This is a genomic window from Cryobacterium sp. TMT2-4, from assembly GCF_004402575.1.
Lineage (GTDB): Bacteria > Actinomycetota > Actinomycetes > Actinomycetales > Microbacteriaceae > Cryobacterium > Cryobacterium sandaracinum.
Map to the genome: position 1 here is coordinate 15410 of NZ_SOGE01000028.1, position 23767 is coordinate 39176.

Consider the following 23767-nt stretch of genomic DNA (forward strand, 5'->3'; position numbering starts at 1 on the left):
GTGCCAAAGGGCAGACAAGGAACGCCCGCGATATTGTCGCGGACGTTCCTTTTTTCGTAGCTGGTCCGGGGTCAGCCGGAGATGACCTTCCCGCCCTCGCTGCCCTGCGTGTCCTGGTTGAGCTGGGCGTCGGTACAGACCCGTCGGACCTTTACAACCTGCACGGTCAACGTCAACCAGATGGCGGCGACGATGGTGAAGATCGCTATGACCGTGACCTTTCCCATCGTGACAAAGGGTTTGGGTTCGGCCGGATGGTATGCCGACTGGCCCACCGTGACATTCACGGTTACCGAGTCTGTGATCGGTTGCTCGCCCATAGACGGTGTGTAGTGGGCGAAGAATTCCTGCGGCCCGGCCTCTGACGGCCGGTAGAGGTGGTCAGAGTCTCCGCCCAGGGTCAGGACGGCGACGCCCGTGGTATCGGTGGCGATTGTGCCCAGGGGAAGGAGCCGTTCCCCCAGTGCGCTCGTCGTCGTGAGGAATTCGACATCCCCCTGGGACATGGGTCGACCGTCCGGATCGGTGAGGGTCGCGGTGAGCCGCACTAGGCCGGTCGCTTCCACCCCGGTCAGGGCGATGGATGCCGTGTCTGACGTCGTGTCCGCCTGAGCGGGAGCCGCAGCCCCGACTGCCGCCCCACCCATCAGCCCCACGAGCAGGACGACGATACCCACGGATCGGGCCATCCGCCCGTTACCATCGACCTTTTGCCCGGATTCTGCTTTCCGGATAGTCCCATTCGCGGCGTCGATCTCCTCGATCTCGTCGATGGACAACAGGGGCACCACCCGGAAGAGCAGCATGAGCAGCAGCGGAACGGCGGCCGCTGCGGCGAGGGTCATGGCCACTCCGACCCATGTAATTCGAAAGTCGCCGAAGGTTCCGGTCATGTTGTCGAATGTGGCCGGAGCAACGACCATGAGCATCCGTTTCAGCCACATTGCCGGAACGACGAGGGCCGCCGCTGTGACGATGCCCCACACATTCCTGGTCCAGGGCAACGCCATGATCACGATCGGCAGTACGCCCCCGACGATAACGAATAGCCAAAACCAGACGGCCAGGCGGCCGAGCAGGAGCTCGTGAAACACTGCGAGGGTGTCTGGTTCACCGATGTACGCGCCAGGCAGGAGATCCGCAAAGGTCATATAGAGGTAGGTCGCGGAGAAAGTGACCAGCAGCATCCCGAGACGGACGAAGTGTCTTGGGGTGATAAACGCCTCCAGGTGGTAGCCACGACGGAATGACGCGACGACAAGAATGACCAGCGCTACGCCCGAGTAGAGTGCTGCGACGACGAAGTACGGCGCCCAGATGCTTTCATTCCACCAGGGGCGGTTGGTTAGTGTGAAGGCCCATGACAGCACGGAATGCACCGACACCGCCAAGGGAATGATCATGATCGACACCAGTCCAAGTGACCGGTTCAGCACCCTCCGTTGTACAGGGTTACCCACCCAGCCGCGAGATAGGACTCTGTACAAGCCGGCTCTGAACCGGCCGAGCCGGTGCGGGCCCTCACCATGCAGGATGGCCATGTCCGGCACGAGTGGCAACAGGAAGAACACCAGGGATGCGGCGGTATAGGTCATCACGGCGATAAAGTCCCAGAACACTGGGGCCGCGAAGTTTGGTTGGGTCAACAGCTCCCAGACGCGCTCCGGGCGTCCCAGGTGCGGGATGATGAGTGCCGTGCCCACAAGCACAGTTACTACTGCGGTGCCCTCGGCAAGCCGGGTTAGCGGTGCACGCCAGTCGGCGCCGGTGAGGCGCAGGATCGCGGAAACTACCGCTCCGCCGTAACTGACCCCAATGAATGTGATCACGTCGGCGATGTAGATGCCCCAGAACGCCTGATCGTTGTAGCCGGCGACGCCCATCCCAAACACAAGCTGTACGATCCAGGCGACGACACCGGCCAGGACCACAATGCCGAGGGCGGTGATCGCGTACCAGTAGCGGCGGCTGGGGGTCCCGAATGGGCGAAGCGCTGCGGCCCGGACCGGGTTGCTCACGAGAGGTCCTGTCCGTGGCCGCGAATGTAGTAAACCCGCGGGTTGGTCCCGAGTTCCTCCTTGAATCGCACGGCGTCGTTCTCTTTGAGAAATTCGGAGAGTACCTTGACGTCACCGAGGCCATTCACGGCGACGTCGGTGATCAGGTCGCCGACATACATGACACCCATTGGGCAGCCGGTCACGCACGCGGGTAGTTCACCGTACGGCAGTCGGTCTGCGCATAGAACGCACTTGCCGACTGTTCCCTTCTGTTGGGGCACCGGCATTTGCGGCGTCGGAGGGAATGGCATCATGGTGACTGGTTTTGGTTCGTTCCAGTTGAAGTAGCGCGCCTCGTAGGGGCAGGCCGCCATGCAGGCCCGGGAGCCGACGCAGGTGTTCGGGTCGACGAGGACGAGCCCTTCGTCAGTGCGGAAGGTGGCGCTCACCGGGCAGACCGACAGGCACGGCGGGTTCTCACACATCATGCACGGCCGTGGCATCGGATAGGTGCCCCCTGTGCTGTCCTCCATCGAATACACCTTTATCCAGGTCTGCTCCTCCGGTAGCTTGTGCCGCTGTTGACAGGCGATTGTGCACGCTTTGCAGCCGTCGCAGCTTCGGAGGTCGATGACCATGCACCACGCGTGCTCCGGTCCTTTCCCCTTCTTTCCATTCGTTCCTCCCTGCCCGGTTGTCGCCTCCGCGTCGTCGTTGAGGAACCCGAGGGCTATGGCACTTCCGCCGGCTGCCGCGATCCCGAGGGTGGCGAGGAGGTTGCGACGGCTGAGAGTGTGCGACTTGCCTTCCGTGCCGACGCCGGTTTTTCTCACCCGGTTGTCGCCTGCCTCGACTGGCTCGTCTGCTTTATTAGACATTCGAATGTCCTGCCAAACTGCTTGGTGTTCGTGAGTGGAACGGGTGAGCGCTGCGTTCAGCGCTCGGAGACACGCCGTGGGATGCGTCGTGGGATAGTCGGGGCGAACGTCACCAGTGCGGCGGCGGCCGCGATCAGCGCGAGAGCCGATCCGGGAATGCCCCACATTGTGAAGTTCATAACCACGGTCGGGCCCACGACCAGTGGGGTGAAAGAGTCGATGGTCATCGGTGCGGAACCATCCAGGTTGTGTCCCATCTGCCAGAGGCGGAACTGCACATCGGCCAGCGCCCCGACAGGTATAAGCCACAATCCGGTGCAGGCGAGACGTCGCCACCAGGCTCTGTCCGCCGCTGTCGCAATGATTACTCCCAGCACAGCGAGCAGGATCACAAACGGCCACAGCGTCATCTCGGGCATCCCCGTAGCGTCGAAGCGCGGCATCCCGATGTAATGCGAGAGCACCGTGATCTCACTCAGGTCGCCACTGACGCTGTTGCCGTACGCTTTGATGTCGAGGCCGGCTGGGTATTGGGGGGCGAGGAACCTCATTTGCCAGATCGGCAATGTGGCAGCGACGAGTACCAAAGCGATCCCGGCGGCACCGGCAACGATCCGCGCGATTCCGATTCGCGTCACCGAACCTCGCCGGAAAAAGCGGGCGAAACCTTCGGTTCCTGCCGTCATGAGACCGTCAGCGTTCCTTCCATTCCGCCTGACCGATGCCCGGGTATCGAGCAGTACACCGCGTATGTGCCCGGTGCTAGGGTGACGTCTGCCTCGACGGTTTCACCGGCATCAGCCATGAGATGCACATGCAACTCATCGATCAAGAGGTCATGCCCTGTCGTTCCCTTGTTCGTGAAGCGGATCGTCGTTTCGCCCGCGACCGCAGTGAGGGCGGCCGGCGTAAAGGAGAACTCCTTGCCGACCACGGCAAGCACCGCGGTGGACGAGCTGGACGAGGACGTCGCCGACCGGTCAGGCTGAGCCCCGCCGGTGCTGCATGCCGTCGCCAGCAGGACCACGGTCAAGAACAACGATGCAAGGCCCGCGCGTCGCGAGGATGCCGGCCTCATCAGGCACCCGCCGGTGCTACAAGCAGCCACCCGTACATTTCCATGTGCATGGCAGAGCAGAACTGAGCGCAGTAGAAGGCGAACGATCCCACCCGGTCGGCGGTGAACTCCACGCTCACGGTCTCCCCCGGGTCGAGCGTGGCCTGAAGGTTGTGATTGGGCACTGCGAATGTGTGTGTGGCGTTTTCCGCTGTCTCGATGTTGGTCAGGTGGATGCGCAGCTTCTCACCGACAGTGACCGGGATCTGCTCAGGAGTGAAGTGGCTGCGCATGACAGTCGCGTAGACATCGACGAAGCCGTCCGCGCGCACGATTCGTTCCTGCCCGGAGGCGGTCGCGAACTCCGATTTAGCCATGGTCTCCGGGTTGGTACCCGGAGGGTAGACCGTGAGCGGGCTGAGCCGGTCGACGCTGATAATCTGCGCATAGTGCGGCTCGGATCCGCCGAGGGGCAAACTGCTCAGCACGCGTGGCGGCGTGTGATCAATGTCGAAAAGCTCCAAGTTCACCGGATGCTGCGGACCAAGTTTCTGCACCTGATCGAGCGACCACTTGTTGAGGGCGACCATGTACGTCCCGACCGGCGCTACAGTGTCTCCGCCGGGGATCGCGAGGTGGCCAATGTTGTAGTGCACGGGGATCTTCTCAAGAACGGTAAACGGTTTTTCAGTCACACCGGCATCGGGACCCAGGGTCCACTTGATGATCGCACTGTCGATGAAGAGGCTCGTGTACGCGTTGCCTTTGCCGTCGTACTGCGTATGGAGCGGCCCGGCACCGAGTTCGACATGCGCCGCAGTAACGGCCGTGATTGGGATGATCGGAACGCCGTAACGGTCCGTGCCCTCGAAGTTCTTGTCCTCGATGGCCTTCTTGATCATCGTGATCGAGTACACCGTCACAGCCGGGTCGAGCTTGCCCGCGATCACGATGTAGTTTCCGTCGGGAGAGACCTCAACTCCATGCGGATTCTTCGGCTCAGGAATGAAGTGCAGGATACCCTCGCTGATGGCGACCTCCAGCGGGATCACGCGGATGCCGTTCCGCTTAATGACCTTGCCTGCAGCGACGACCTTTTCGGCTTTCTTCCAGTCAATGACGTGGAGGTAGTCGTATTTGTTCTTGGCCGCCCCGATTTCAATCGGCGGGTTCTTGTGAGACATGCCGACCGAGAGCTCGGCGTTGAACGAATTCAGGAACCCGTAGCCCGCGCTGGCCAGCTTGCCCATGTCCGCGAGATCCTGATTATAGGGTGGGAGCTCGATCTGAAAGCTTTTTTCGGGCACCAGGTGGCCCGTCGTCTGGTCGATCGCACACCAGCTCGAGAAGCCTCGATAAAGGTCCGCGTAGCTTTCGAGCGGCGCATATCCGTTATCGGTAATCGGCCGGGGAGTGATGGACGACACATGGGCGTACTCGGAATCGGGCGTGACGAACACTCCGCCGTGAGCGCTGCCGATGTTGGGGATGTCGTAGATCTGCTTCGTCTTGTAGTCGGCGAGGTCAACCATACCGATCCGCCCGTTGGCACGGTCGTTGACGTACAGCCAGCGGCCGTCATACCGGCCTTCGGTTTCCGAGAGGGCGGGATGGTGGGTGTCGCCCCAGCTCAGCAGATTGCTCTTGGTCGGATCGGACCCCCGCGGGATGACGCCGTCAACGTCCGTACCAAAGCCATATCCAGAGAATGAATCGCGAGAGAACACGGGAATGATCTTTAGCAGCCGCATCGAAGGGATGCCGATGATCGAAATCTGACCGGAGTGCCCGCCGGACGCGAACATGAAGAACGGATCATACTTGCCGGGTGGCACCACCGACGTCAGAGCCGCACGGGCCTCGGCACCGGTCAGTCCCCGGCTTGAGGCCACAGCCGCGAGTTCCCCACCGGCTCCTAGATTGTTGCCAACGTTCGTGCCGGTGATGCCAACGGCCGCGCCAGCGACCACACCACCGCCAACCTTGAGAAAATCTCTTCGTTTCATGGCGGGGATCTTCATGGCATGTTCCTCCTACTTGTCGCAGGTTCACACGGCTTTTCGGCGCGCAAAACAGGCACTAATGGCAGGTCATGCTCGCCCAGCTGAGGATCCCGAACAGGAGGCGGGCCACTACGGGCAGTGGGTCGCGTCAAAATATGCTTGACGCACGTCGTCACGTTTGCCGCGGCGGCTCCCACGATGCGACCGGCGAGACTTGGCCGGGGGCATGGGGTGGACGCACTCCACTTGGAATGCGTTCTAGCCTACCAATTGGATGATGCTCATCGAAGCATACCGGGTCTCGCCCCCGGTTCCGGAACAAGGGCGGTAGTTCTCATACTGTCGCCGTCGGCACAACTGTGGATTTCGTGGGTGAACGGATCGACACCAGTCGGAGCCAGAGCGCCGACGCTTCTCAGCCTTTGTGAATCAGGTCTACGATTCTTTGGGCGTTGTCGTCTGGAGCGATGCTGATCTGCACATGATCATCCTCCAAGGCTTCCATCACCACGGCGGCAGCCTGTATCTCGCCGCCGATCTTGATAATCAGGCGCGCCGAATCTCCGGCTTGGACAGCCTTCACCGTGAGGGTGTTAAAGACGATCGCCCCGTCTTCGGTGAACGTCACGTCAACCGCGTTCTGCCCCTCACCTTCGGCGATGGTGGCATCCTTCACTCCAGCTCGCTCAAGTACGGATGGGAAAACAACATTCTCGCCATTGACCTGAACGCATTGCGGGTCCGCCCCATCAGCGCACGTCTCCGATACTGCCAACTCGATCGCTCCCCCTGTAGCCGACGCTGTATCGCTGGCGCCAACACCAGCCGAACACCCACTGAGGGCCAACACGATAAGTACGACCAGAGAGAGCCTGGGGGTTCGAGAAGCCATGAATATTCTTCCTTAGACGCGGGAGATGAGTGCTGGTACAGCTGCCGCGTCCAACCATTGTTGCCCGCCGCGGATTGGCGATCTACAAATTGGTCATTTGCACCAGCAGCGTCTCGGCGGCACTGGAGATGCTGCCAATTGAGGAGAGAGTGACGATGCCAGCAACGCCCCAGAACCAGTGGACGCGCTTTCCATCTCGGGGCACAGGTTACCAGGCATGGACTGGCGAGCGTTCGGGGCGTTCACTTCGCGGGCATCACGGCCGGGCGCCGCTCCATGTGCCGCCAAGCTCCTCCGGTCAGTGGACTCAGCGTGACGAGCGTGTAGACGACCGCGACGATTCCGAAGGCGAGCGACAGTCCGATCGTGTCGGCGGCGATGCCGCCGAGCAGGGCGCCGAACGGCACCCCCGCCCACGCACCGGCGTTGATCAAGCCGAACACCCGGCCGCGCATGTGTTCAGGAACGCGTTCAAGCTCCACCGCGCCGAGAATCGGATTAATCGCCCCAGCCGCCAGGCCCGAGAGCACGGTCATCGCGACGAGCACGGGCAGCGGCGCACCGATAGCGAAGGCAGCGCTGGACGGGCCGCCAGCCACGGCGAAGCAAACCGCCAAGGTCACACGGCGGGGCACCCGGTGAGCGACGAATCCGAAGGCCACGTTGCCCACCAGAGCGCAACCGCCCATGACCGCCACCAGCAGACCCAGAGCGGCCGCGCCTCCCAGACGATCGTTCGCGTAGAGGGGCATCAGGGTCGAGCCGCGGGCGGCGTCGAGCAGGTTCGTGACCAGCACGAGGCCGACGACCAAACGCATCAGCGGGTCGTGGATGACGAAGCGGAAGCCTTCAGCCAGGTCGGCCCAATACGAGGTATGGGGAGTGTCAACGCTGTCGCCGCTCAGCCTGACGGTGGCAGGGACGGCTGCCACGAACGTCCAGGTCAGCAGTGCTGAGACCGCGAACGTTGCCGCGTTGACGAAGAGGGCTGCGATCGGCCCCAGGAGCGCGACGAGCAGGCCGGCGATCGAGGCGCCGATCAGGTTGGCGAAGCGCTCAGAGCCGTCGAGAAGCCCGACACTCTGCTCGATCCGCACGCCGGCCCTTACCGTCAGCCCGGGCAGCATGACGCGGCGGGCGGTCTGTCCCGGGGTGTCGAGTAGTCCGCCCGCGAATACCAGGATGAGAAGGGCCCAGAATGGCAGCCCGACGGTCAGCGCCAGTACCGGCATGGCCAGCACGGTGGCACCGCTCACGAGGTCCGCAACGATCGCCGCTCGGCGGTGACCCACCCGGTCCACGACAACCCCGCCGAGCGCCCCGCCGACCACAACCGGGGCGGTAGCGAAGAATGCCGCGATTCCCACCTCGACGCCCGAGCCGCCGAGGCCGAGGACGTAGAAGGGGATGGCGAAGGCTGTGATCACGTTGCCCGTTTGCGAGATCGCGTGGGCAGTCAGCAGGGCCGAGAGGGCGCCGGTTGCGCGGCGGTCGCGAGGCAGCGCCTCCTTCATGTTCTTGCTCATCGGCGGTCTGACTCAGGGACGGCGATAGGCCTGGTAGACGAGCACCACAGGCTCTGCGCCATCGGCCGTCGCCGGGTCGTGAGCAGCGCTCGCGTCGACCCACCGGGTGACCAGGGCTTCGAGCTCGGCACGCATGGTGCCCAGCTCCTCGACCGTTAGACGCAGGCTGCGATCCCCGCTCGCGCCTGCCGCGACCCACTCACGAGGCAGGGCAGGTGTCGCGTCGATGTAGTCGGTGAACCGGGCGGCGTAGGCCTGAGCAATCGACTTCTGCAGAACAGAAGACGCCGCGAGCTTATCGGGGTCGTCGAGCAGATCGGCGGGCTCCCAACTGGTCAGTAGGGTCGTGGCCTTCCACCAACGTTCGCGGTGGTCGGTGCTCTGAGCCTCGGCGGGCTCGATCAGGGCGATGGAGGCAAGCTTGCCGAGATGGTAGCTGATGGTACCGGGAGCCTCATCGACGACGTCGCCGAGCTGGGCTGCGGTCAACGGGCCGCGTTCGCGAAGCAGGCCGAGCAGACGCAACCGGGTCGGATGCGCGAGGACCCGCATGGATGCAGCCGAGCTGAGCGTGGTGCGTGAAGCGCCGCGGGGGGACATACCGCTGACCCTATAAGAACAACAGTTATTGCGCAATGATTGTTACGCGATAACTGGTACTCGAGCGCCCTCTCGCTCCTAAGCTGAGCCCATGGTCAACGAGGCGAAACATGAGGGCCGGGCTCTTCGGATCGAAGGTTTGGTGAACGCACGCGATCTCGGTAGCCTCCCACGACAACTCACGGCACGACAATAGAGGGCGCATTTCGCTCCGCACTTCTCGGCCTCGACCTGGTCACACTCCTCGAATCCCCGGGACTCAACGACGCCAACCGGGCCGCGGTCACGAACTGGCGAGGCTCCGTCTGACCCGGGTGCACGACATTTCGCCCTGAGGTTCCGCTTGCAGCCTTTAGGTTGGTGGGATGGATGAAGAGGTTCTGGCCGGGGGAAACTCGAGCATTGTCGTGCGGGTGGGCGATACCGTTCACCGCCCCGCTGGTCCTTGGATTCCTGCGGTACATCAACTTCTGAGCACACTCCGTGCGGCGGGCGTGATGGAAGTACCTGAGCCCTTGGGTCTGGACGAGCAGGGCCGCGAAGTGCTCTCCTACCTTCCGGGGATCGTCGGCAACTACCCGTTGCCCAGCTGGATCTGGTCGTCGACGATCCTGCACGAGGCTGGGTCCTTGCTCCGACGGGTGCATGACGCGAGCGCACCCCTCGCGCACTCGGCAGCCACATGGCAGTTGCCTGCACACGAGCCAATCGAGGTGGTGTGCCTGAACGACGTCGCACCGTACAACATGGTTTTCCAAGACGGGCACATCACCGGTCTCATCGACGTTGACATGGCCTCCCCCGGGCCTCGGATTTTGGATCTGGCTTACCTCGCATATCGACTCGTCCCGCTCGGCGAGTACTCAGACCCTGACGCGCCCGGACGAGATGCTCGCCCGGGCCGGCTCGATGCGCTCATCCGTTCCTACGGCTATGAGTTCGACCAGGCTGCCGTTCTTCGGGCGGCAGCGCACCGCATGGAGGATCTGGCCGTGTTCACGGATCAACGTGCCGCCGACACGGGCCGCAATGATTTCCTGGAGCATGCCGCACTGTACCGCCGCGACCGCGACCGACTTCTCGACATGATCGCAAGCCTGAAGGCCCCGTGAACGCGGATATCCAGGTAGTCCAAGTCAACGATCCACGCTTGAAGCGTCTAACCGAGGCGGGGTACTTCGTTGTCGGCGAATCGTGGGGTGCCCGCCTGCGCCTGAGCGATCCACCCAACCTGACGGTTCTGCACGCCGCCGTCGTGGCGGCAACAGGCCAAGGATTCCGGATCGAGGAACTCGATGCCAGCTGGGCGCCTCAGGTCACAGCACTCGAAGCCATGAACCACGCCGACTACCCGTACACGCCAGCGACATCCGTGCCCCACCGCGACGAGTCCGACGTGCTCGACCTGTGGACATTCGGCTGCCGTCTCTTTGGCGCCATCCATGACGGACAACTCGTGGCCGTCAGCGTAATGAGCCTGACTGCCGCGCGCGCGGAAACCGAATTCACTTCCGTCCACCGCACTTACCGCCGACGAGGGCTCGCCGTTGCCGTCAAGGCCGCATCGATCACGGCGTTGGCCCACGACGGCGTCAGGATCTTCGGCACGGGTGGTGCTCAAGTCAACGCCGGCAGCATCCGTATGAACGAACACCTCGGCTACGCCATCGAAGAACGCTGGCTCAGCCTCACCGTGCCGCATTAGAACAAGAACACACGCGCTCGGAGGAGGTTTCTACACGGCCACTATCCCCTGGGCGGCGGTTCATGCCCTGAAGCGGCGTTCAGGCCCAAGGCGGCGGGACCGAGGCGCCGCCACGCAGTGCCACCTGGAGGTTCAAATCGTCACCGGCCTGGAGCTGGCGGCTAGTGAGTGGGTTGAGGAAGCCGAGATCGTCGACCGTGATGCCGAAGCGGTCGGCGATGTCGTTGAGCGTGTCGCCAGCGACCGCCCGGTAGGAGGTGGGGGCACCATCGGTTGTGGCGGTGGCGCCGCCGGCGCCGAACCGGGAACCGGTGTCAACGGCGAGCAGCCCGGGCCGGGTGTCCGGCACGTCCCAGGTGATCGTGCCGACCGCCCGGGGAGTGAGCACGCAGCCGTCAGGATCGGTCGTGCTCGGGTCGGTCTCCGTGATGACGGCAGTCAGGAAGTAGCTGGGGTTGCCCCGGGAGTAGTCTCTGTCTCCCAAACTCAGCCCGGGCTGATCGGCGTCCGTGGATAGGTTGCCGAAGGAGAAGTTGTACATGTCGGCCAGGCAAGTCGTGGTCTCCGACCAGGGACTGAAGAACAGTTGCAAGCCTCCGGGAACGTCCGAGTGGAAGTCTTTCAGTGCGACGTCGAACCCGCCGCCTGCGGCCGTGACGACGACGGTTCCGGAGACGGTGTCGTCCCCCGAGGCCGACGTGAGCTCGGCCGTGCCGATGACACCGTCGGGGATGACGACGTCGACCGCGCCGTCGGGCGGGGCCGACGCATCAGTGTGAACGGCCGTGTCGAGCGGTGGAGTCTGGGTTGTCGGGGGCGAGCAGGCCACCAGTCCGAGCACCAGAGCGATGCTCCCCAGAACGGATGTCGTCAGTCGTGGCATCAGGTCCCCTCCCCGCCGGGCCCAGTATGGCAGTCGGCCGCGTCGCCGGTCCAGCCGCGGGCCCGAGAAACGAGATGGCTCGACCGACGTCGCCACCGGACGCACCGGTCGCTATGAACCCTCCCGTTGGCGGTTGGGCTTGCGGGCGAAGCAGGGGGACTTTTCAGTCGCCTGAATTGCCCGGATGCCGCGGTTCAGACGTGCTCGTGGGCTACCTGCCGGGGCTGGCAATGAGGCGCGTCGCGGACCTGCACGCGGGCGAAGCCAAGACCGACGCCCGCGATGCCGCGATCATCGCCCAAGCCGCGAGGAGCCTCCCGCACGCTTTGCGGTCGCTGCAGCTGGCCGATGAGCAGGTCGCTGAGCTCTCGATGCTTTGCGGTTTCGACGACGATGTCGTCGGCCAGATCACGGCCACGAGCAACCGTATCCGGGGCCTGCTCGCCCAGATCCACCCTGCGTTGGAGCGGGTCCTGGGCCCGCACCTGGACCATCCGGCGGTGCTGGATCTGCTGCAGCGCTACCCAACGCCAGCGGCGATGAAGGCCGCTGGCCCAACTCGACTTGGCAACCAGTTGCTGAAGTTGGCACCGCGAATGGGCCGGCGCCTCGCGGACGAGATCACCCGGGCGCTGGGCGAGCAGACCGTCGTGGTGACGGGCACGAACGAGACCAACGTCGTGCTCCCCAAGCGTGCCGAACAGCTCGCCGCGCTCCGCCGGCACTCGCAGACGCGAACCGACTTCCGACCGCCGCTCTAGCTCGAAGCCTGAGTGGGTCCCTGGCCACTCCGATGACAGCTACAAAGCGATGGCACTAGTGAGGTTGACGAGCACATGGTGAGGGGCAACGGCCAGCACCACGTTTGCATATTGGCTGAGTATGGTTACTCGCAATGGTCGATTGGTTCCTTGGGCTGCTGACGCCCGCTCAGTGGGATGCGTGGCGCACCTGGCTCGCGACCGATGGGGGGGCTCACCGCGCTGCTCATCGAAGCCCTCCGGTCCAACGGCTAAATGAGGTCGGGTCCATCCGCTTCCGAGATCAGACGCTTATCGCGACCTTTCCACGGGCGTGCTCGTCGACGAAGTACCGCATGGCAGCGGGCACCTCGGCAAGCCCATAGATGCGATCGATTACGGGGGTCACCCGCCCGGCCTCAATCAGGTCGCGTCGCTCGTTCAGCGTTTTCGTGCTGCCATTCTGGGTGAATGGTTTGAGTTTTTGGCCAATGAATGGCGATATGGCAACGGCTTTGAGGATGCGCCCCGTAGGCCCGACCACGCGTCCGCCTGTGCCACTGGAGAGCACGAGGACTCCCTTGGAAATGAGTGCGCTGCGCAATTCGGTCAGCGTGTGGTTCCCGATCAGATCGAAGATGACGTTGTGCCGAGCGGTTCCACGGGTGAAGTCGTCGCGGCCGTAATCGACGACGTGGTCGGCACCGAGTGATTGCACGAGCGCAGCGTTGGCGGCGCTGCTCACGGCGGTGACCTCGGCGCCGAGCGCCTTCGCGATCTGCACAGCGAAAGTCCCCACTCCCCCGGATGCCCCATTGACCAGCACCCGCTGACCGGGCGTCACCAAACCGGCATCGCGCAAGCCGACCAAAGCTGTCATCCCGGACAGAGGCACCGCGGCGGCTTGCTCGAAGGTCAAATTGACCGGCTTTCGCGCCAGAAGGGAGGCGGGTGCGGCGACGTACTCCGCAAAGGTTCCTGAACTGAGCTCTCGTAGACCTCGTCGCCCTGGCGGAAGGCCGTGACGTTGGTGCCGACCGACTCGACGACGCCCGCGACATCCTTGCCCCGCGTCATCGCTTTCGGTCTTCGAGTGCCGAAGGCCAATCGCGCGACAAGCGGTGTGCCCGACATGTGAATCCAGTCGGCATGGTTGAGGCTCGCGGCTACCACGCGGACGAGAACGTCGTTTTGACCAACGACCGGATGGTCGATGTCTTCCACTTTGAGCACTTCTACATCGCCGTAGTCCCGCTGAACTACTGCCTTCAAGATGTGCCTCCTAGTTCGGCTGCAGGGTACCGCTTACCGGTAACGTCTTTCGGCGCTGCGCACAGCCGGGCGGCGGTGACGCGACCGGTGGCCGGGCCGGAGCGGTGCCCAATCACGGCTGGCCTTTTGTGGGACAGGGGACGGTCATGCCCGAGCCGTTACGGCTGCGGTCGTGCCAAAGCCCCGCACAATGAGCCAAATGGCGAAGAACAGCTCGAACAGGCCACCCGGAACGGTGGAAACGAGGCTGGCACCCACTACGCCGGCGAGTTCGAGAAAGCACCCGCCCGCGAATAACGCGTAGCCAATAAATCCCCACACGGCCAGGAACCGTGGCACGAGGCGTGAGCGGTAGAGCGCAATGCAGAACAGCAGGCTACCGACGCCAAGGCCCGCCATCGCAATGTTGTATGCAAGGAAGTTGGTGCCGCCCATGCCTGCGAGTAGCGCGACCGCGCCGACCGCCAAAAACCCACCCTCGAAGATCCGGGTGGCGAGGTAGCTGGCCGCGATTCCTGGAGCGTGTGGCCAAAGGACAGGAAGCATGACAGCTCCGATCGCGATCACGGCCACCGAGTTCAACACCATGAGCACCACTCCTGCGGTGAGGAGGCCGCCGGGGGAAGCGGTCGTCGCGATAGAGCTTCCAGTGCCGTAAAGGAAAAAGGCGGCAAGCATCAGCGCGCCGACTGTGCGGGCAATTGTGCGTGTATTACTCATACGTTTCTCATCTCCAGTCGTCGCACCTTACGGTGTATGGTGAACAGTGCGAAAGTACCATACGGCGTATGGTGATGTCTATGGCGAAGCTTGAAGATAGAACACCGGTCACCCGTGAGCGAGCGATCAGGGTCGCCATGGCGCTGGCCGATGCCGACGGGATCGAGTTGCTCAGCATGCGCAAGCTGGCCGCCGCACTCGACATAACGGCCATGTCGCTCTACTACCATTTGAAGGACAAGGAAGATCTTCTCGACGGGATGCTCGACATCGTGCACTCCGAATTCGCGACGCCGAGTGCTGGGGACGAGTGGCGGGCGGCGATGCGGAAGCGGGCGGGGTCGACGCGCAGTGTCCTGGCACTGCATCCTTGGGCCATCAGCATGAAGGCCCGCACATCCCCTGGACCGGCGACCCTCGGTCACCTCGATTCGGTCATCGGCTGCTTAACGGCTGCGGGCTTCTCGATGGCCATGACGGGCCACGCCATGTCGATCCTGGACAGTTACGTGCTGGGCTTCGCCCAGCAGGAGGCCTCGCTGCCGCTCGACCCGTCCGGCGACATCGGCGACGCGACCGAAGCCATTATGGCGCAGCAGGAAGCCATGACCGACTCCTTTAAGAACCTCGCCGCGATGGCAGTATCGCTGATCCTGCAGCCCGGATACGCCTTCGGCAACGAATTTGACTTCGGTCTCGAACTGATTCTCGACGGTCTCGAAGTAGCCCTTCTCAGCGACTCCGTTCCTCCTAGTCAGTAACGTTCGGCCGGACAAGGCCAAACACCTTCCATCGGATGAGACCGGCGGACCACCGCTACGGACCTAACCGTCCCGCGACGGTCAACGTACTGCCCGAGAGGACAAAACACCCAGCATTCGAGACAATCCGACGCGCGTGAAAACAGACAAAACAGCTTGAACGGCGACGCTGAACATGAATTCGCAGCCACGAAGAGCCGCAAGATCCGCTTAAACCAGAAATCGCTCCTGAGAAGCCTCAGGAGCGATTTCCTTTTGTTTCGACCGGACCGTTTCGTGAAGAGTTTCGCGAACGGCCCTTGGTGGGCTGTTTACGAAAGCTAGCAGGGCGCGGATCGGCGGTGAGGGTTGAACTCCATTTCCTCCGCAGCCCTCATTCTTTTCCTCCCGGAAGGCCAGCGCCTGACCACTGACTCCCGATCTGACCCAGCGCGAGGCGCGAATTCATTCGCTGCTCGGCCTCAGACGAAGGCGACCGCGCGCACCGGCGCCCCGTCGCCGCCGAGTCGCAGGGGGAAGAAGCCGATCCGCACCTGTGACGGCAGGTCATCCAGGCCGCAGAGGTTCTCGACGATCAGCCCGCCGCGGCCCAGCACGACCTCGTGCACGGGAAAGGCGGCCGACGACGTGCCGGTCGGGTCGGGACTCAGCGTGTCGACCGCGAGGATCCGCATCCCGCGAGCGACGAGTTCGCTCGCGGCACCGGCATCGAGGGCCGGATGCCGCACTGCGCGTGCGTCGCCGAACCACCGCGCCCAGCCCGTGTCGATCACGACGATCGGGGGCAATCGATCCGGTAGCGGATGCTCCGCATTCAGCCGGTCCCACCCGTATACCTCGCCCTCGGCGAGCACTCGCACCCGCACCACCAGCGCATCGCCGAGGAGCTCGTCGAGGGCCACATCGGCCATTGTCCGGCCACCGGGGACGGTATGGGACGGCGCATCTATGTGCGTCCCGGTATGAGACCCCATTCGCAGCCCTGTCACGGCCACCCCGTCGCGGTCGAGGACCAGCGCGGCTTCGACGTGGACCGCCGGGTCGCCGGGATACACCGGCATCCCGTCGGTGATCGGGTGACTGAGGTCCCGGAGTGCCGCGCGCGGCGGCGCTCCAGGGCCGTCAGCGAGAGGTGTCGGCATCGGCGAGGTGCTGGCTGGGCTCGAAAGGCGTCCTGCTGCGGCGCGCGAGCGAGAAGGCCAAGTACACGGCGAAGGTCAGGAGGAATGCGGGAACGGTCGCACCGAACGGAAGCGGCCACACGTACGCCCACACGTAGGCGGACACCGCACCGACCACCCACGACGCGACAGCGAGCCAATTGATGCCGCCGGTGTACCAGTAGCGACCGCCTTGAGCCTTCAGGATGTCGGCGCTGTAGCTGCCGCGTGCGACGATGTAGTAGTCGACGATCATGATCGCGAAGATCGGTGCGAACAGGGCACCGATCGTGACCAAGAAGGTCGTGAACTGGGCCAGCAGACCGAAGAAGGTCGAACCGATGATCGAGATGAGCCCGAGGACGATCGCGGTGGGCAGGAACTTCACCCGGCGGCCGGGGAGCGCGTTGACCACGCTTGTGACCATGCCGTAGACGACCATCGTGTTCGTCGCCATCACGGATAGGAAGATCGCGACCGCGAACAGGGCGCCGAAGGGTTCGATGATCGTCACAGGGTCGAACGCCATCGCGTCGCCGCCCCGCAGGACGACGTAGCCGATCGCGCTCGCGCCGAGCGTCATCGAGATCACCGTCGACAGGGTGTAACCGATTCCCGAGCCGACCACGCCCGCGCGGGTCGTCGATGCGAAGCGGTTGAAGTCGGCCGAGAGCACCGTCCACGATATGGCGGTCGCGACCACGACATCGAACGCCAGTCCCGGGGAGTAGAACGGCTCTAGCGTCGCCGGGATGGCCGCGAACTCTGCCGGCGGGAACGTAGAGAACGCTACGACGAAGATGTAGGCGGCGATCGCGAGGATGACCGCGGCGAACCACGGTTCCACCCGAGCGACTCCGGCGTGGCCGAAGATCGCAAGGATCACGACGATCGTCTGGCAGAGCACCGCGAAGATGACGGGGTTCGAGAACCCGGTCATCGACGCGACGATGTAATTGAGGGCGATCCCGGCGAGCATCGCCTGCACCCAGCTCCAGCCCATGAGGATGACCACGTTGGCGGCCACCGGCAGCAGGCTCCCGCGCGTCCCGAACGGTCCGCGCGTGATTGCCATCGTCGGCAGGCCGGTGCGCGTTCCGATCGCACCGACCGTCACGAGCACTGCTGCTCCGACGATCGTTCCGCCCACGATCAGAGCGATGACGAGGCCGAACGGCACATCCGGCACGAAGAGCGTGCCGGTCAGAAGGGTGGTGACCACAAGGTTCGCGGCCAGCCAGATCATGAGTACGCGGCCGAGCGAGTAGGTTCCGCGAACCGGGCCCGCGTCATCTGAGTTGGTGTCCAGTCGGCGTTCAAGAAGGGTGTAGGGCGACATCTTTGGGCTCCTCGATGAATGGGGTCGGGTCAGGGCTGGGGTGACAGGTGTTCGTGGACGGCGATGAGGCCGGCAGAATCAGACCGGAAGACGATCGTTTCGCGCTCCCGGTAAGACATGGGTCCGTCCACGGTGCTCACGCTCGTGCTGACGGAGTGGGTGAAGACGGCTCCGCCGGGAAACGCCTGCACCGCGGCCGCGCTCGATGCGCAAGATTGCACGCTCCAGCCGCCGCCCACCCATTCCTCCCACATGGCTTCGTAGGCAGCCCGGTCCTCGATTCGCGCAGATTCGGTGTGGAAGACGAAGGTTGCGTCAGGTGCGAAGAGTGAAAAGTAGCGCGGGCCGTCGGTGGCGGCGAACGCCTCGACGATGGCGGATGCCGCGGCACGGACTTCTTCGTCCGTTGGGGTGGGCAGTGTCATGGGTGTCTCCTGCGTCGGGCTTGTCGGTCGGGTTCGGGACTTCTACGTCAGGTCGGGGCTTTGTCGGTCGGGGTGGGTCACCCCAGGCGCCATCGCGCTCAGCAGCTCGTAGACGATGTGGCTGGCCGCGACAGCGGTCAGCTGGGCATGGTCGTACGCGGGGGCGACTTCGACCACGTCGGCGCCGATGATGCGCAGGTCGGCCAGGGCACGCAGCATCCGCAGTAGTTCTCGACTCGTGAGCCCGCCCGCCTCCGGAGTTCCTGTTCCCGGCGCGTGGGCGGGGTCGAGTACGTCGATGTCGATCGTGATGTAGAGCGGCGCGTCTCCGACTCTGGCGCGGATGCGTTCGACGGCGGCCGCGACCCCGTGCTCTTCGACGAATTCGCTCGTGACGATCGCAAAGCCGAGCCGGGCGTCGTCTTCGAGGTCGTCCTTCGAGTACAGGGGGCCGCGAATTCCAACGTGCATGCTCGCGGTCAGGTCGATGAGGCCTTCTTCGGACGCCCGCCGGAAGGGGGTCCCGTGAGTCATCGGCGCCCCGAAGTACGTGTCCCACGTGTCGAGGTGGGCATCGAAGTGCAATACCGCGACGGGCCCGTGCTGCGCGTGCGCGACGCGAAGCAGCGGCAGAGCGATCGTGTGGTCTCCGCCGATGGCGACTAGTCGGTCGGCGTGCTCGCTGAGCTGGCGCGCGCCCGCCTCGATCTCGGCCACGGCAGCAGCGATGTCGAACGGGTTCGCGGCGATGTCGCCGGCGTCGGCGACCTGCTGGGCGTCGAACGGGAAGACGTCCTGCGCAGGGTTGTACGGTCGCAGTAGGCGCGAGGCCTCGCGCACATGAGCGGGGCCGAACCGAGCACCGGGTCGGTAGCTCACTCCGCTGTCGAAGGGAATCCCGACGATCGCGATGTCTGCCCGCTCGACCTCGTCGAGCCGCGGGAGTCGCGCAAAGGTCGCAATTCCGGCAAACCGGGGCACGACACTCGCGTCCACCGGCCCGCGGGGCTCATCCGTCGCATCTTTGCTGAACGGTTGCATATTTGACAACTTTCGGTACGCTATAGACAACTACAGCGCTACCGTACGCTGTCCCGTGCAGATCGTCAAGGACGAATGTGTGAGCAGCTTCGAGGAGGAACTGTGCGCGCCATCCACCCCACCGCCGAAGGCACCGCGACACCCATCGGCGCCAAGCTGCGCTCCGCGCGCACCGCTCAGGGCATGTCACTCGCCCAGGTCGCTCAGACGACGGGCCTCAGCAAGGGCTTCCTCAGCCGGGTCGAGCGCGACGAGACGTCACCGAGCGTGGCAACGCTTGTCCAGTTGTGTCAGGTGCTCTCGTTGCCCGTCGGAGCGCTCTTCGCCGAGCCCGACGTTCACCATGTCGCGTACGCCGACGCTCCGCGGATCAACTTGGGCGGAGTGCACGCCGACGAGCGACTGATGTCGCCGCGCGGCGAGGAGCGGGTTCAGCTGCTGCGATCAGAACTCGAGCCGGACGCGCACGGCGGGACCGATCTGTACACGATCAACTGCGACGTCGAAGCGCTCCACGTCGTCTCGGGATCACTCACCGTGCGATTCGCCGGTCGCACCGTGGCCGTCCACGCCGGCGACGCACTGACCTTCCCCGGTCGAGAGCCGCACACCTGGCGGGTCGAGGGCGGCGAGCCAGCCGTCGTGCTGTGGGTCATCGTGCCCGCGCCGTGGAGCGGCTCGGCCTGACCGAGACCGCGTCGTATTCGAACCCCAGCGTCCAGATCAGCGCAGGCAGGGGCGCGGCCGCCCCGAAATCGTTGAGGAATCCGCTGATGGCATCCAGGAGCCCGGCAGATAAAACCCTGTCCAGGTCGGGACCGAGGCCGGTCATCCACTTCGTCCCTTCCGCAGCGCGGTGGTCCGCCACAGCTTCGTCGACGCGTTCGAAGGCGACGCTCGGGCCGGCGAAGTCGAACTCGGCCGCCCGCAGCACATCCGGGTCCACGTCGACCGCTTCACACTAAAGCCTGTCCGCGTCTCACTCTGAACGTTAGGCTTGCTAATAGAACCCTTGAGATCGGAGGAGCAGCATGAATGGTGACGGCACACAGAGTGAACCGATCCAAGACCAGCATTCTCAATCGGACGAGGACAAGGTGGCGGGGATTCTCGCACAGGAGGAAGCTGACCTCGCCGGCCACAGTGAGCTCCAAGTCCTCGACGCGCTGCGTGAACGATTCGCAGATGCTGGACACACCGTGAGCGAAGAAGCACTCCACGAGCATGCGCGTCGAATCGCCGGCCTCGACCCGAACGATTTCTCCAGCAAAACACGGTGACTTCCTAACGACGATGCAGCGCCACCATCGCGGATGCCGACAGGGTTCTGCGTGGGCATTCAGGAACGGCGTAGGAACCGGATCAGAACCGCGGACCCAGGCTAGCGACAAACAGTAGCGTCGCCGCTACCGGCCGAGCACCCCTCGACATGTGCGAGTCCTCATCGCGACGGCGGAATCTGGACGGGGCGGCCTGGGTGCGAGCCTCTTCGGTCACCCCACTCTCGGCGAGCGGATCGGGGTTACTGCCCATCGAGGCGGCCACCCGTTCTCCACCGCGTCGACGCAGTCGGATGCCAGAAGCGGGAGCGAGTGACCTCTAACTCTCTCCCGGCTTCATCAGCAAGGGGGTCGTCCCGTCCCCTTCCGAGTATCGCCAGGAACAGGGATCTCAATAAGAATCGCTCAACGATGGTTCGGCGACCGCAAGGAGGTGCGCGAGGGAGAATGCTCCGCACGGTCCCGGATGCCCCGGAGCATCCGCTCGGTCATGAGGAAGCTCACCATCTCGATCGGCTCCACGAGCACCTTGGCCCAGTCGGTGAGGTACGCGTACCGCTCGCGAACGACAAGCCGCGTCGACCCGTCGGTTCGAGGTTGAAGGACAAACGCCCACGTGAAATCGTAGGGCGCTCCGGCGCCCGTGCCGTCGAGGGCGATCGCCATCGCGCCGGCTAGCCCTCGCATCCACACCATGAGGTCACTATCCCACCCGTGCAAATCGAGGGCAACGGATGCCGCCGCACTGGAGTCTGGCGCGCGCCCGACCTCATGGACTAACGACGCTCGAGCAATAGTCCGGCGGACACTGACTCGGATCGGACCCAGCGCGAGGGGCAAATTCATTCGCTGCTCAGCGGTGTCGACGCCCAAAGGGCAGTTCGATAAAACCACACCCATCAAGAAGGCCCGGAACGCAAACTTCCGCTGGGGCTGGGAAATCAATATCGCCGTCCGCGTCGACTCCGAAACCCCTGGGAAGCACCGGTTTCCCGGACTGGCCGTCGCCGCAGATCTCGCACACAACTCAAGAATCGCGACCGGAAACGGACGCGAGAACCCCATAATCCAGAAATGGCTCCTGAGAAGCCTCAGGAGCGATTTCTTTTTGTTTCGACCGGACCGTTTCGTAATGAGTTTCGCAAATGGCCCTTTGGTGGGACTGACAGAATTTGAACCCGCGACCCCTTGAAGGCTCAAGCCTTAACTTTGTCTTCGCCGAATATCTCGAAAAACTCGCGGATGCCCCTGTGTTGACAGGGAACCGGGCGGTTCACTACCTGCAAGTGTACTTTGTCAATTTGGGTCGAATCGAGATGAATGTGATGAGTAAATGATGACCATTTGAACCGTCGCGGTCGGCACCGCGATCCCAAGTCCTTCAGCACTTTGGGTCGCGACTTAGGACTCTGAGGGCACCAAAGGCAGTTCGGCTCCGTAGTTCCACGACAAGATGGCCGGCTGCTCTCGGTAATAGCTCAGCACGGAGACTGATCCAGCATCCAGGCTGATTTGAGCACCGAATCGAGGGGCCATCCTCAGGTACACGGCGGTGAGAATGCGCAGGAAATGTCCGTGCGCGATCAGGGCGACATCTCCCTCCTCCATGGCAGGCAGCACCCGCGTGAGCACCCGCGACGCGCGGGCGGCGACCTCCTCCACCGTCTCACCAGGCGTTTCACCACGAATCACGCCGTGGGTGAATGCGCTCCAGTTGTAGCCGAGTTCACTGCGGATGTCCCGCGTCGTACGCCCCTCGTACCCGCCGTAGTCCCACTCAACGAGAAACGGATCGACCTCAGCATGAAGGCCAGCGAGCTCAGCGGTGCGTCGCGCACGCTGCAGCGGCGAGGTCAGCACGAGGGAGAAATCGTAACCGGCCACTAACCTGCCCGCGCCGCGGGCAAGTCCCTCTCCCCGGGCAGTGAGCGGAATATCCGTGAGCCCAGTGTGTTTGCCATCCTTCGACCACTCCGTCTCCCCATGGCGCAAGAGAATCAGCTTCCCCGACGGGTTATCCGGAGCGGGGTGGCTGGGCAGCGGCTCGATCGTGAACATACGGCAACAGTAGTATCGCACCCCCGTTTCGATGGAGGTTCTTGATTGCTGGAAAGGCCAACGTTCACCCCTGCGGATGTTCGAAGCGGGTGGGGGAACGGGCATCCCAGCCATCACGCGGCTACGGCCGTTCATGGTGAGCGCAGACGGCTCGGAAAGCGAAGAGCTGCTCGCCCACCCCGGAACAACGGATGTTTCAGGCAGCACTTACACGAGGACGATTCGGGATGAGAACGTGCCGGCAGGGTTCTCCCGTCGCAACATAGTACTAGACAAGTCCGTCCTGGCGAGTGTCTAAAAATGCCGCAGAGTGCTAACCGTCTTGGCCGAGCCGACCTGATCGACGGCCTCCGGGACCTTGTCCAACGTCTGCAGGGCGACGGTTTGAGCACCGGTGTCTACTTCATTGGAGGCGCCGCATTGTCCCTTCGATACATCCCTGATCGTGGTCTCACCGACGATATCGACGCTGAGATTCGTCCCTCTTCCCGAGCGCTTGAGTAGGCCCTCGAGATCGCCGACAACCGAGGGCGGGGTGGCGACTGGCTCAACGCCCACGCCGAGACATACGTACCCATAGCGAAGAACCCCGGCTGGGAATCCCTCTACGACGATGACTTTGTGTCCGGGTGGGTGGCCTCACCGCCCGCAGCCCCGCCAGCTCCAGAACGGGGACCGTCCCGGAGCAACTAGCGACCCACCAACGCCCCAGCCACCGGACACCACGCCAAGGCCAGAACCGGAGGGACATTCTCGCCCGTTGCTCATCATCTGCGGTTAACTGACCGGCGTCGGGGCGCTCGTCACTGCGAACCGAGCGACAAGCGCACCTCGACCTCGCGTTCGACGAAGATCCATTCCTCGGTGCTCCGCAACTCATCGAGCAGCTCGTCGAAATCCGCGACACTTTCGGGCGCGTACTCAAACCAGGTCAAAAAATCGAACGGCCCACCCCCATCACGGCTGTGATGGAGCCGCCGGGCCACAGCTGGCAGCGAGTTCATGGAACGTCGGATGTGGTGACTGGTTTCCTCGAAAATCTGCCGACGTTCGTCTTGGGCCAGTTCCCACCACTCCTTTGACTTGGTGATGGGGATAAAGGAGGCGACGGTCGCGCCGGGTCGGGCCAGAGCCGGTGACCGCGCCGTCAGCTCGGCCAGTTCGGCAGCGGTCGTGTAACGCTGATGACTAACGGTGCCGCGCAGGGTCCACCCCGGGGCGTCCGTGGCCGATGACCCCGACAACCATGATTCATCCTCTGCCGCTCCTTCACGAATCAGCAGACGCGCGGCGGCGGGGAGCCCGTCACCGGTCACCGCGATGATGCGATCAATACGCCACTGGCCAGCATCGCCTGCAGTGAAAGTGACGGGTAGGGCGTCGGTCATTGGAACTCCTGACGGTATCAGCGACTTCGACGCTAACAT

26 protein-coding genes and 1 pseudogene are annotated in these 23767 nt (G+C 63.8%); 6 read left to right on the forward strand and 21 right to left on the reverse strand.

Annotated features, from left to right (window positions below):
* Positions 1–71: 71 nt before the first annotated feature.
* From nrfD to E3O54_RS08030, 8 genes are all read right to left on the reverse strand, one after another.
* On the reverse strand, positions 72–2018 hold the full coding sequence (gene nrfD / locus E3O54_RS07995) for an NrfD/PsrC family molybdoenzyme membrane anchor subunit (RefSeq protein WP_134401342.1): 1947 nt from the start codon (positions 2016–2018) through the stop codon (positions 72–74).
* Positions 2015–2878, reverse strand: a complete 864-nt coding sequence (locus tag E3O54_RS08000) for a 4Fe-4S dicluster domain-containing protein (protein ID WP_104100449.1) — start codon at positions 2876–2878, stop codon at positions 2015–2017. Before E3O54_RS08000 ends, nrfD begins: the two co-directional genes overlap by 4 nt.
* Positions 2879–2934: 56 nt before the next feature.
* A complete protein-coding gene (locus E3O54_RS08005) occupies positions 2935–3516 on the reverse strand; it encodes a hypothetical protein (RefSeq protein WP_134401343.1) in 582 nt (193 codons plus the stop codon).
* A 44-nt stretch (positions 3517–3560) separates the two neighbouring features.
* Positions 3561–3905 carry a cupredoxin domain-containing protein gene (locus tag E3O54_RS08010; RefSeq protein WP_233191351.1) on the reverse strand — a complete coding sequence of 115 codons (345 nt, stop codon included), beginning with the start codon at positions 3903–3905 and terminating at the stop codon, positions 3561–3563.
* Positions 3906–3955: 50 nt separating this feature from the next.
* On the reverse strand, positions 3956–5956 hold the full coding sequence (gene nosZ / locus E3O54_RS08015; protein WP_134401344.1) for a Sec-dependent nitrous-oxide reductase: 2001 nt from the start codon (positions 5954–5956) through the stop codon (positions 3956–3958).
* Between the two features lie 397 nt (positions 5957–6353).
* Complete coding sequence (locus E3O54_RS08020; protein WP_134401345.1) at positions 6354–6614, reverse strand: hypothetical protein; 261 nt, start codon at positions 6612–6614, stop codon at positions 6354–6356.
* A 458-nt stretch (positions 6615–7072) separates the two neighbouring features.
* The gene (locus tag E3O54_RS08025; protein WP_134401346.1) at positions 7073–8356 is read right to left on the reverse strand and encodes an MFS transporter; all 1284 of its coding nucleotides are present in this window, start codon (positions 8354–8356) and stop codon (positions 7073–7075) included.
* 12 nt (positions 8357–8368) lie between these two features.
* The gene (locus E3O54_RS08030) at positions 8369–8956 is read right to left on the reverse strand and encodes a helix-turn-helix domain-containing protein (protein ID WP_134401347.1); all 588 of its coding nucleotides are present in this window, start codon (positions 8954–8956) and stop codon (positions 8369–8371) included.
* A gap of 497 nt (positions 8957–9453) precedes the next feature.
* On the opposite strand from E3O54_RS08030, the gene E3O54_RS08035 reads away from it, so the two are divergent.
* Positions 9454–10068 carry a phosphotransferase gene (locus tag E3O54_RS08035; protein ID WP_241976808.1) on the forward strand — a complete coding sequence of 205 codons (615 nt, stop codon included), beginning with the start codon at positions 9454–9456 and terminating at the stop codon, positions 10066–10068.
* 38 nt (positions 10069–10106) lie between these two features.
* The gene (locus tag E3O54_RS08040) at positions 10107–10661 is read left to right on the forward strand and encodes a GNAT family N-acetyltransferase (protein ID WP_134373162.1); all 555 of its coding nucleotides are present in this window, start codon (positions 10107–10109) and stop codon (positions 10659–10661) included.
* 79 nt (positions 10662–10740) lie between these two features.
* Here the strand turns inward: E3O54_RS08040 and E3O54_RS08045 are convergent, their stop codons facing one another.
* The gene (locus E3O54_RS08045; RefSeq protein ID WP_134401349.1) at positions 10741–11544 is read right to left on the reverse strand and encodes a LysM domain-containing protein; all 804 of its coding nucleotides are present in this window, start codon (positions 11542–11544) and stop codon (positions 10741–10743) included.
* A gap of 188 nt (positions 11545–11732) precedes the next feature.
* Between E3O54_RS08045 and E3O54_RS08050 the strand changes: the two are divergent.
* Positions 11733–12266, forward strand: a pseudogene (locus E3O54_RS08050) (transposase); the annotation flags it as partial.
* Positions 12267–12588: 322 nt separating this feature from the next.
* Here the strand turns inward: E3O54_RS08050 and E3O54_RS16615 are convergent.
* The 3 genes from E3O54_RS16615 to E3O54_RS08060 form a co-directional block, all read right to left on the reverse strand.
* Entirely contained in the window at positions 12589–13203 is a 615-nt protein-coding gene (locus E3O54_RS16615; protein WP_198411451.1) for an NAD(P)-dependent alcohol dehydrogenase, read from the reverse strand.
* Positions 13200–13556, reverse strand: coding sequence for an alcohol dehydrogenase catalytic domain-containing protein (locus E3O54_RS16620; protein ID WP_198411452.1), 357 nt, complete (start codon positions 13554–13556; stop codon positions 13200–13202). The genes E3O54_RS16615 and E3O54_RS16620 overlap by 4 nt, the downstream gene beginning before the upstream one ends.
* Before the next feature lie 144 nt (positions 13557–13700).
* A complete protein-coding gene (locus E3O54_RS08060) occupies positions 13701–14276 on the reverse strand; it encodes a DUF4386 domain-containing protein (RefSeq protein ID WP_134401350.1) in 576 nt (191 codons plus the stop codon).
* Positions 14277–14356: 80 nt separating this feature from the next.
* Between E3O54_RS08060 and E3O54_RS08065 the strand changes: the two genes are divergently transcribed.
* The gene (locus E3O54_RS08065) at positions 14357–15037 is read left to right on the forward strand and encodes a TetR/AcrR family transcriptional regulator C-terminal domain-containing protein (RefSeq protein WP_198411453.1); all 681 of its coding nucleotides are present in this window, start codon (positions 14357–14359) and stop codon (positions 15035–15037) included.
* Between the two features lie 461 nt (positions 15038–15498).
* Here the strand turns inward: E3O54_RS08065 and E3O54_RS08070 are convergent, their stop codons facing one another.
* Genes E3O54_RS08070 through speB form a run of 4 tightly spaced genes read right to left on the reverse strand, consistent with a single transcriptional unit; the run spans position 15499 to position 19002 of the window.
* Positions 15499–16179 carry a cyclase family protein gene (locus E3O54_RS08070; protein WP_134401352.1) on the reverse strand — a complete coding sequence of 227 codons (681 nt, stop codon included), beginning with the start codon at positions 16177–16179 and terminating at the stop codon, positions 15499–15501.
* The gene (locus tag E3O54_RS08075) at positions 16160–17536 is read right to left on the reverse strand and encodes a cytosine permease (RefSeq protein ID WP_134401353.1); all 1377 of its coding nucleotides are present in this window, start codon (positions 17534–17536) and stop codon (positions 16160–16162) included. The genes E3O54_RS08070 and E3O54_RS08075 overlap by 20 nt, the downstream gene beginning before the upstream one ends.
* Positions 17537–17565: 29 nt before the next feature.
* Positions 17566–17961: a nuclear transport factor 2 family protein gene (locus tag E3O54_RS08080; protein WP_134401354.1), complete on the reverse strand. Its 396-nt coding sequence runs from the start codon at positions 17959–17961 to the stop codon at positions 17566–17568.
* A 42-nt stretch (positions 17962–18003) separates the two neighbouring features.
* Entirely contained in the window at positions 18004–19002 is a 999-nt protein-coding gene (gene speB / locus E3O54_RS08085; protein ID WP_134401355.1) for an agmatinase, read from the reverse strand.
* Between the two features lie 102 nt (positions 19003–19104).
* Here speB and E3O54_RS08090 point away from each other — a divergent pair, with 102 nt between their 5' ends.
* Complete coding sequence (locus E3O54_RS08090; protein WP_134401356.1) at positions 19105–19689, forward strand: XRE family transcriptional regulator; 585 nt, start codon at positions 19105–19107, stop codon at positions 19687–19689.
* Here E3O54_RS08090 and E3O54_RS08095 read toward each other — a convergent pair.
* On the reverse strand, positions 19655–19948 hold the full coding sequence (locus E3O54_RS08095; protein WP_104194495.1) for a hypothetical protein: 294 nt from the start codon (positions 19946–19948) through the stop codon (positions 19655–19657). The two genes, E3O54_RS08090 and E3O54_RS08095, sit on opposite strands and share 35 nt — an antisense overlap.
* Positions 19949–20033: 85 nt before the next feature.
* On the opposite strand from E3O54_RS08095, the gene E3O54_RS08100 reads away from it, so the two are divergent.
* Entirely contained in the window at positions 20034–20282 is a 249-nt protein-coding gene (locus tag E3O54_RS08100; RefSeq protein WP_134401357.1) for a hypothetical protein, read from the forward strand.
* Positions 20283–20687: 405 nt separating this feature from the next.
* Here E3O54_RS08100 and E3O54_RS08105 read toward each other — a convergent pair whose 3' ends face one another.
* The 4 genes from E3O54_RS08105 to E3O54_RS08120 form a co-directional block, all read right to left on the reverse strand.
* Positions 20688–20978 (reverse strand): hypothetical protein, encoded by a 291-nt coding sequence (locus tag E3O54_RS08105; RefSeq protein ID WP_134401358.1) that lies wholly within the window; start codon positions 20976–20978, stop codon positions 20688–20690.
* A 705-nt stretch (positions 20979–21683) separates the two neighbouring features.
* On the reverse strand, positions 21684–22340 hold the full coding sequence (locus tag E3O54_RS08110; protein ID WP_134341897.1) for a histidine phosphatase family protein: 657 nt from the start codon (positions 22338–22340) through the stop codon (positions 21684–21686).
* A 294-nt stretch (positions 22341–22634) separates the two neighbouring features.
* On the reverse strand, positions 22635–22898 hold the full coding sequence (locus E3O54_RS08115) for a hypothetical protein (RefSeq protein ID WP_104100428.1): 264 nt from the start codon (positions 22896–22898) through the stop codon (positions 22635–22637).
* 245 nt (positions 22899–23143) lie between these two features.
* On the reverse strand, positions 23144–23728 hold the full coding sequence (locus E3O54_RS08120) for a chlorite dismutase family protein (protein ID WP_134401359.1): 585 nt from the start codon (positions 23726–23728) through the stop codon (positions 23144–23146).
* Positions 23729–23767: the final 39 nt, after the last annotated feature.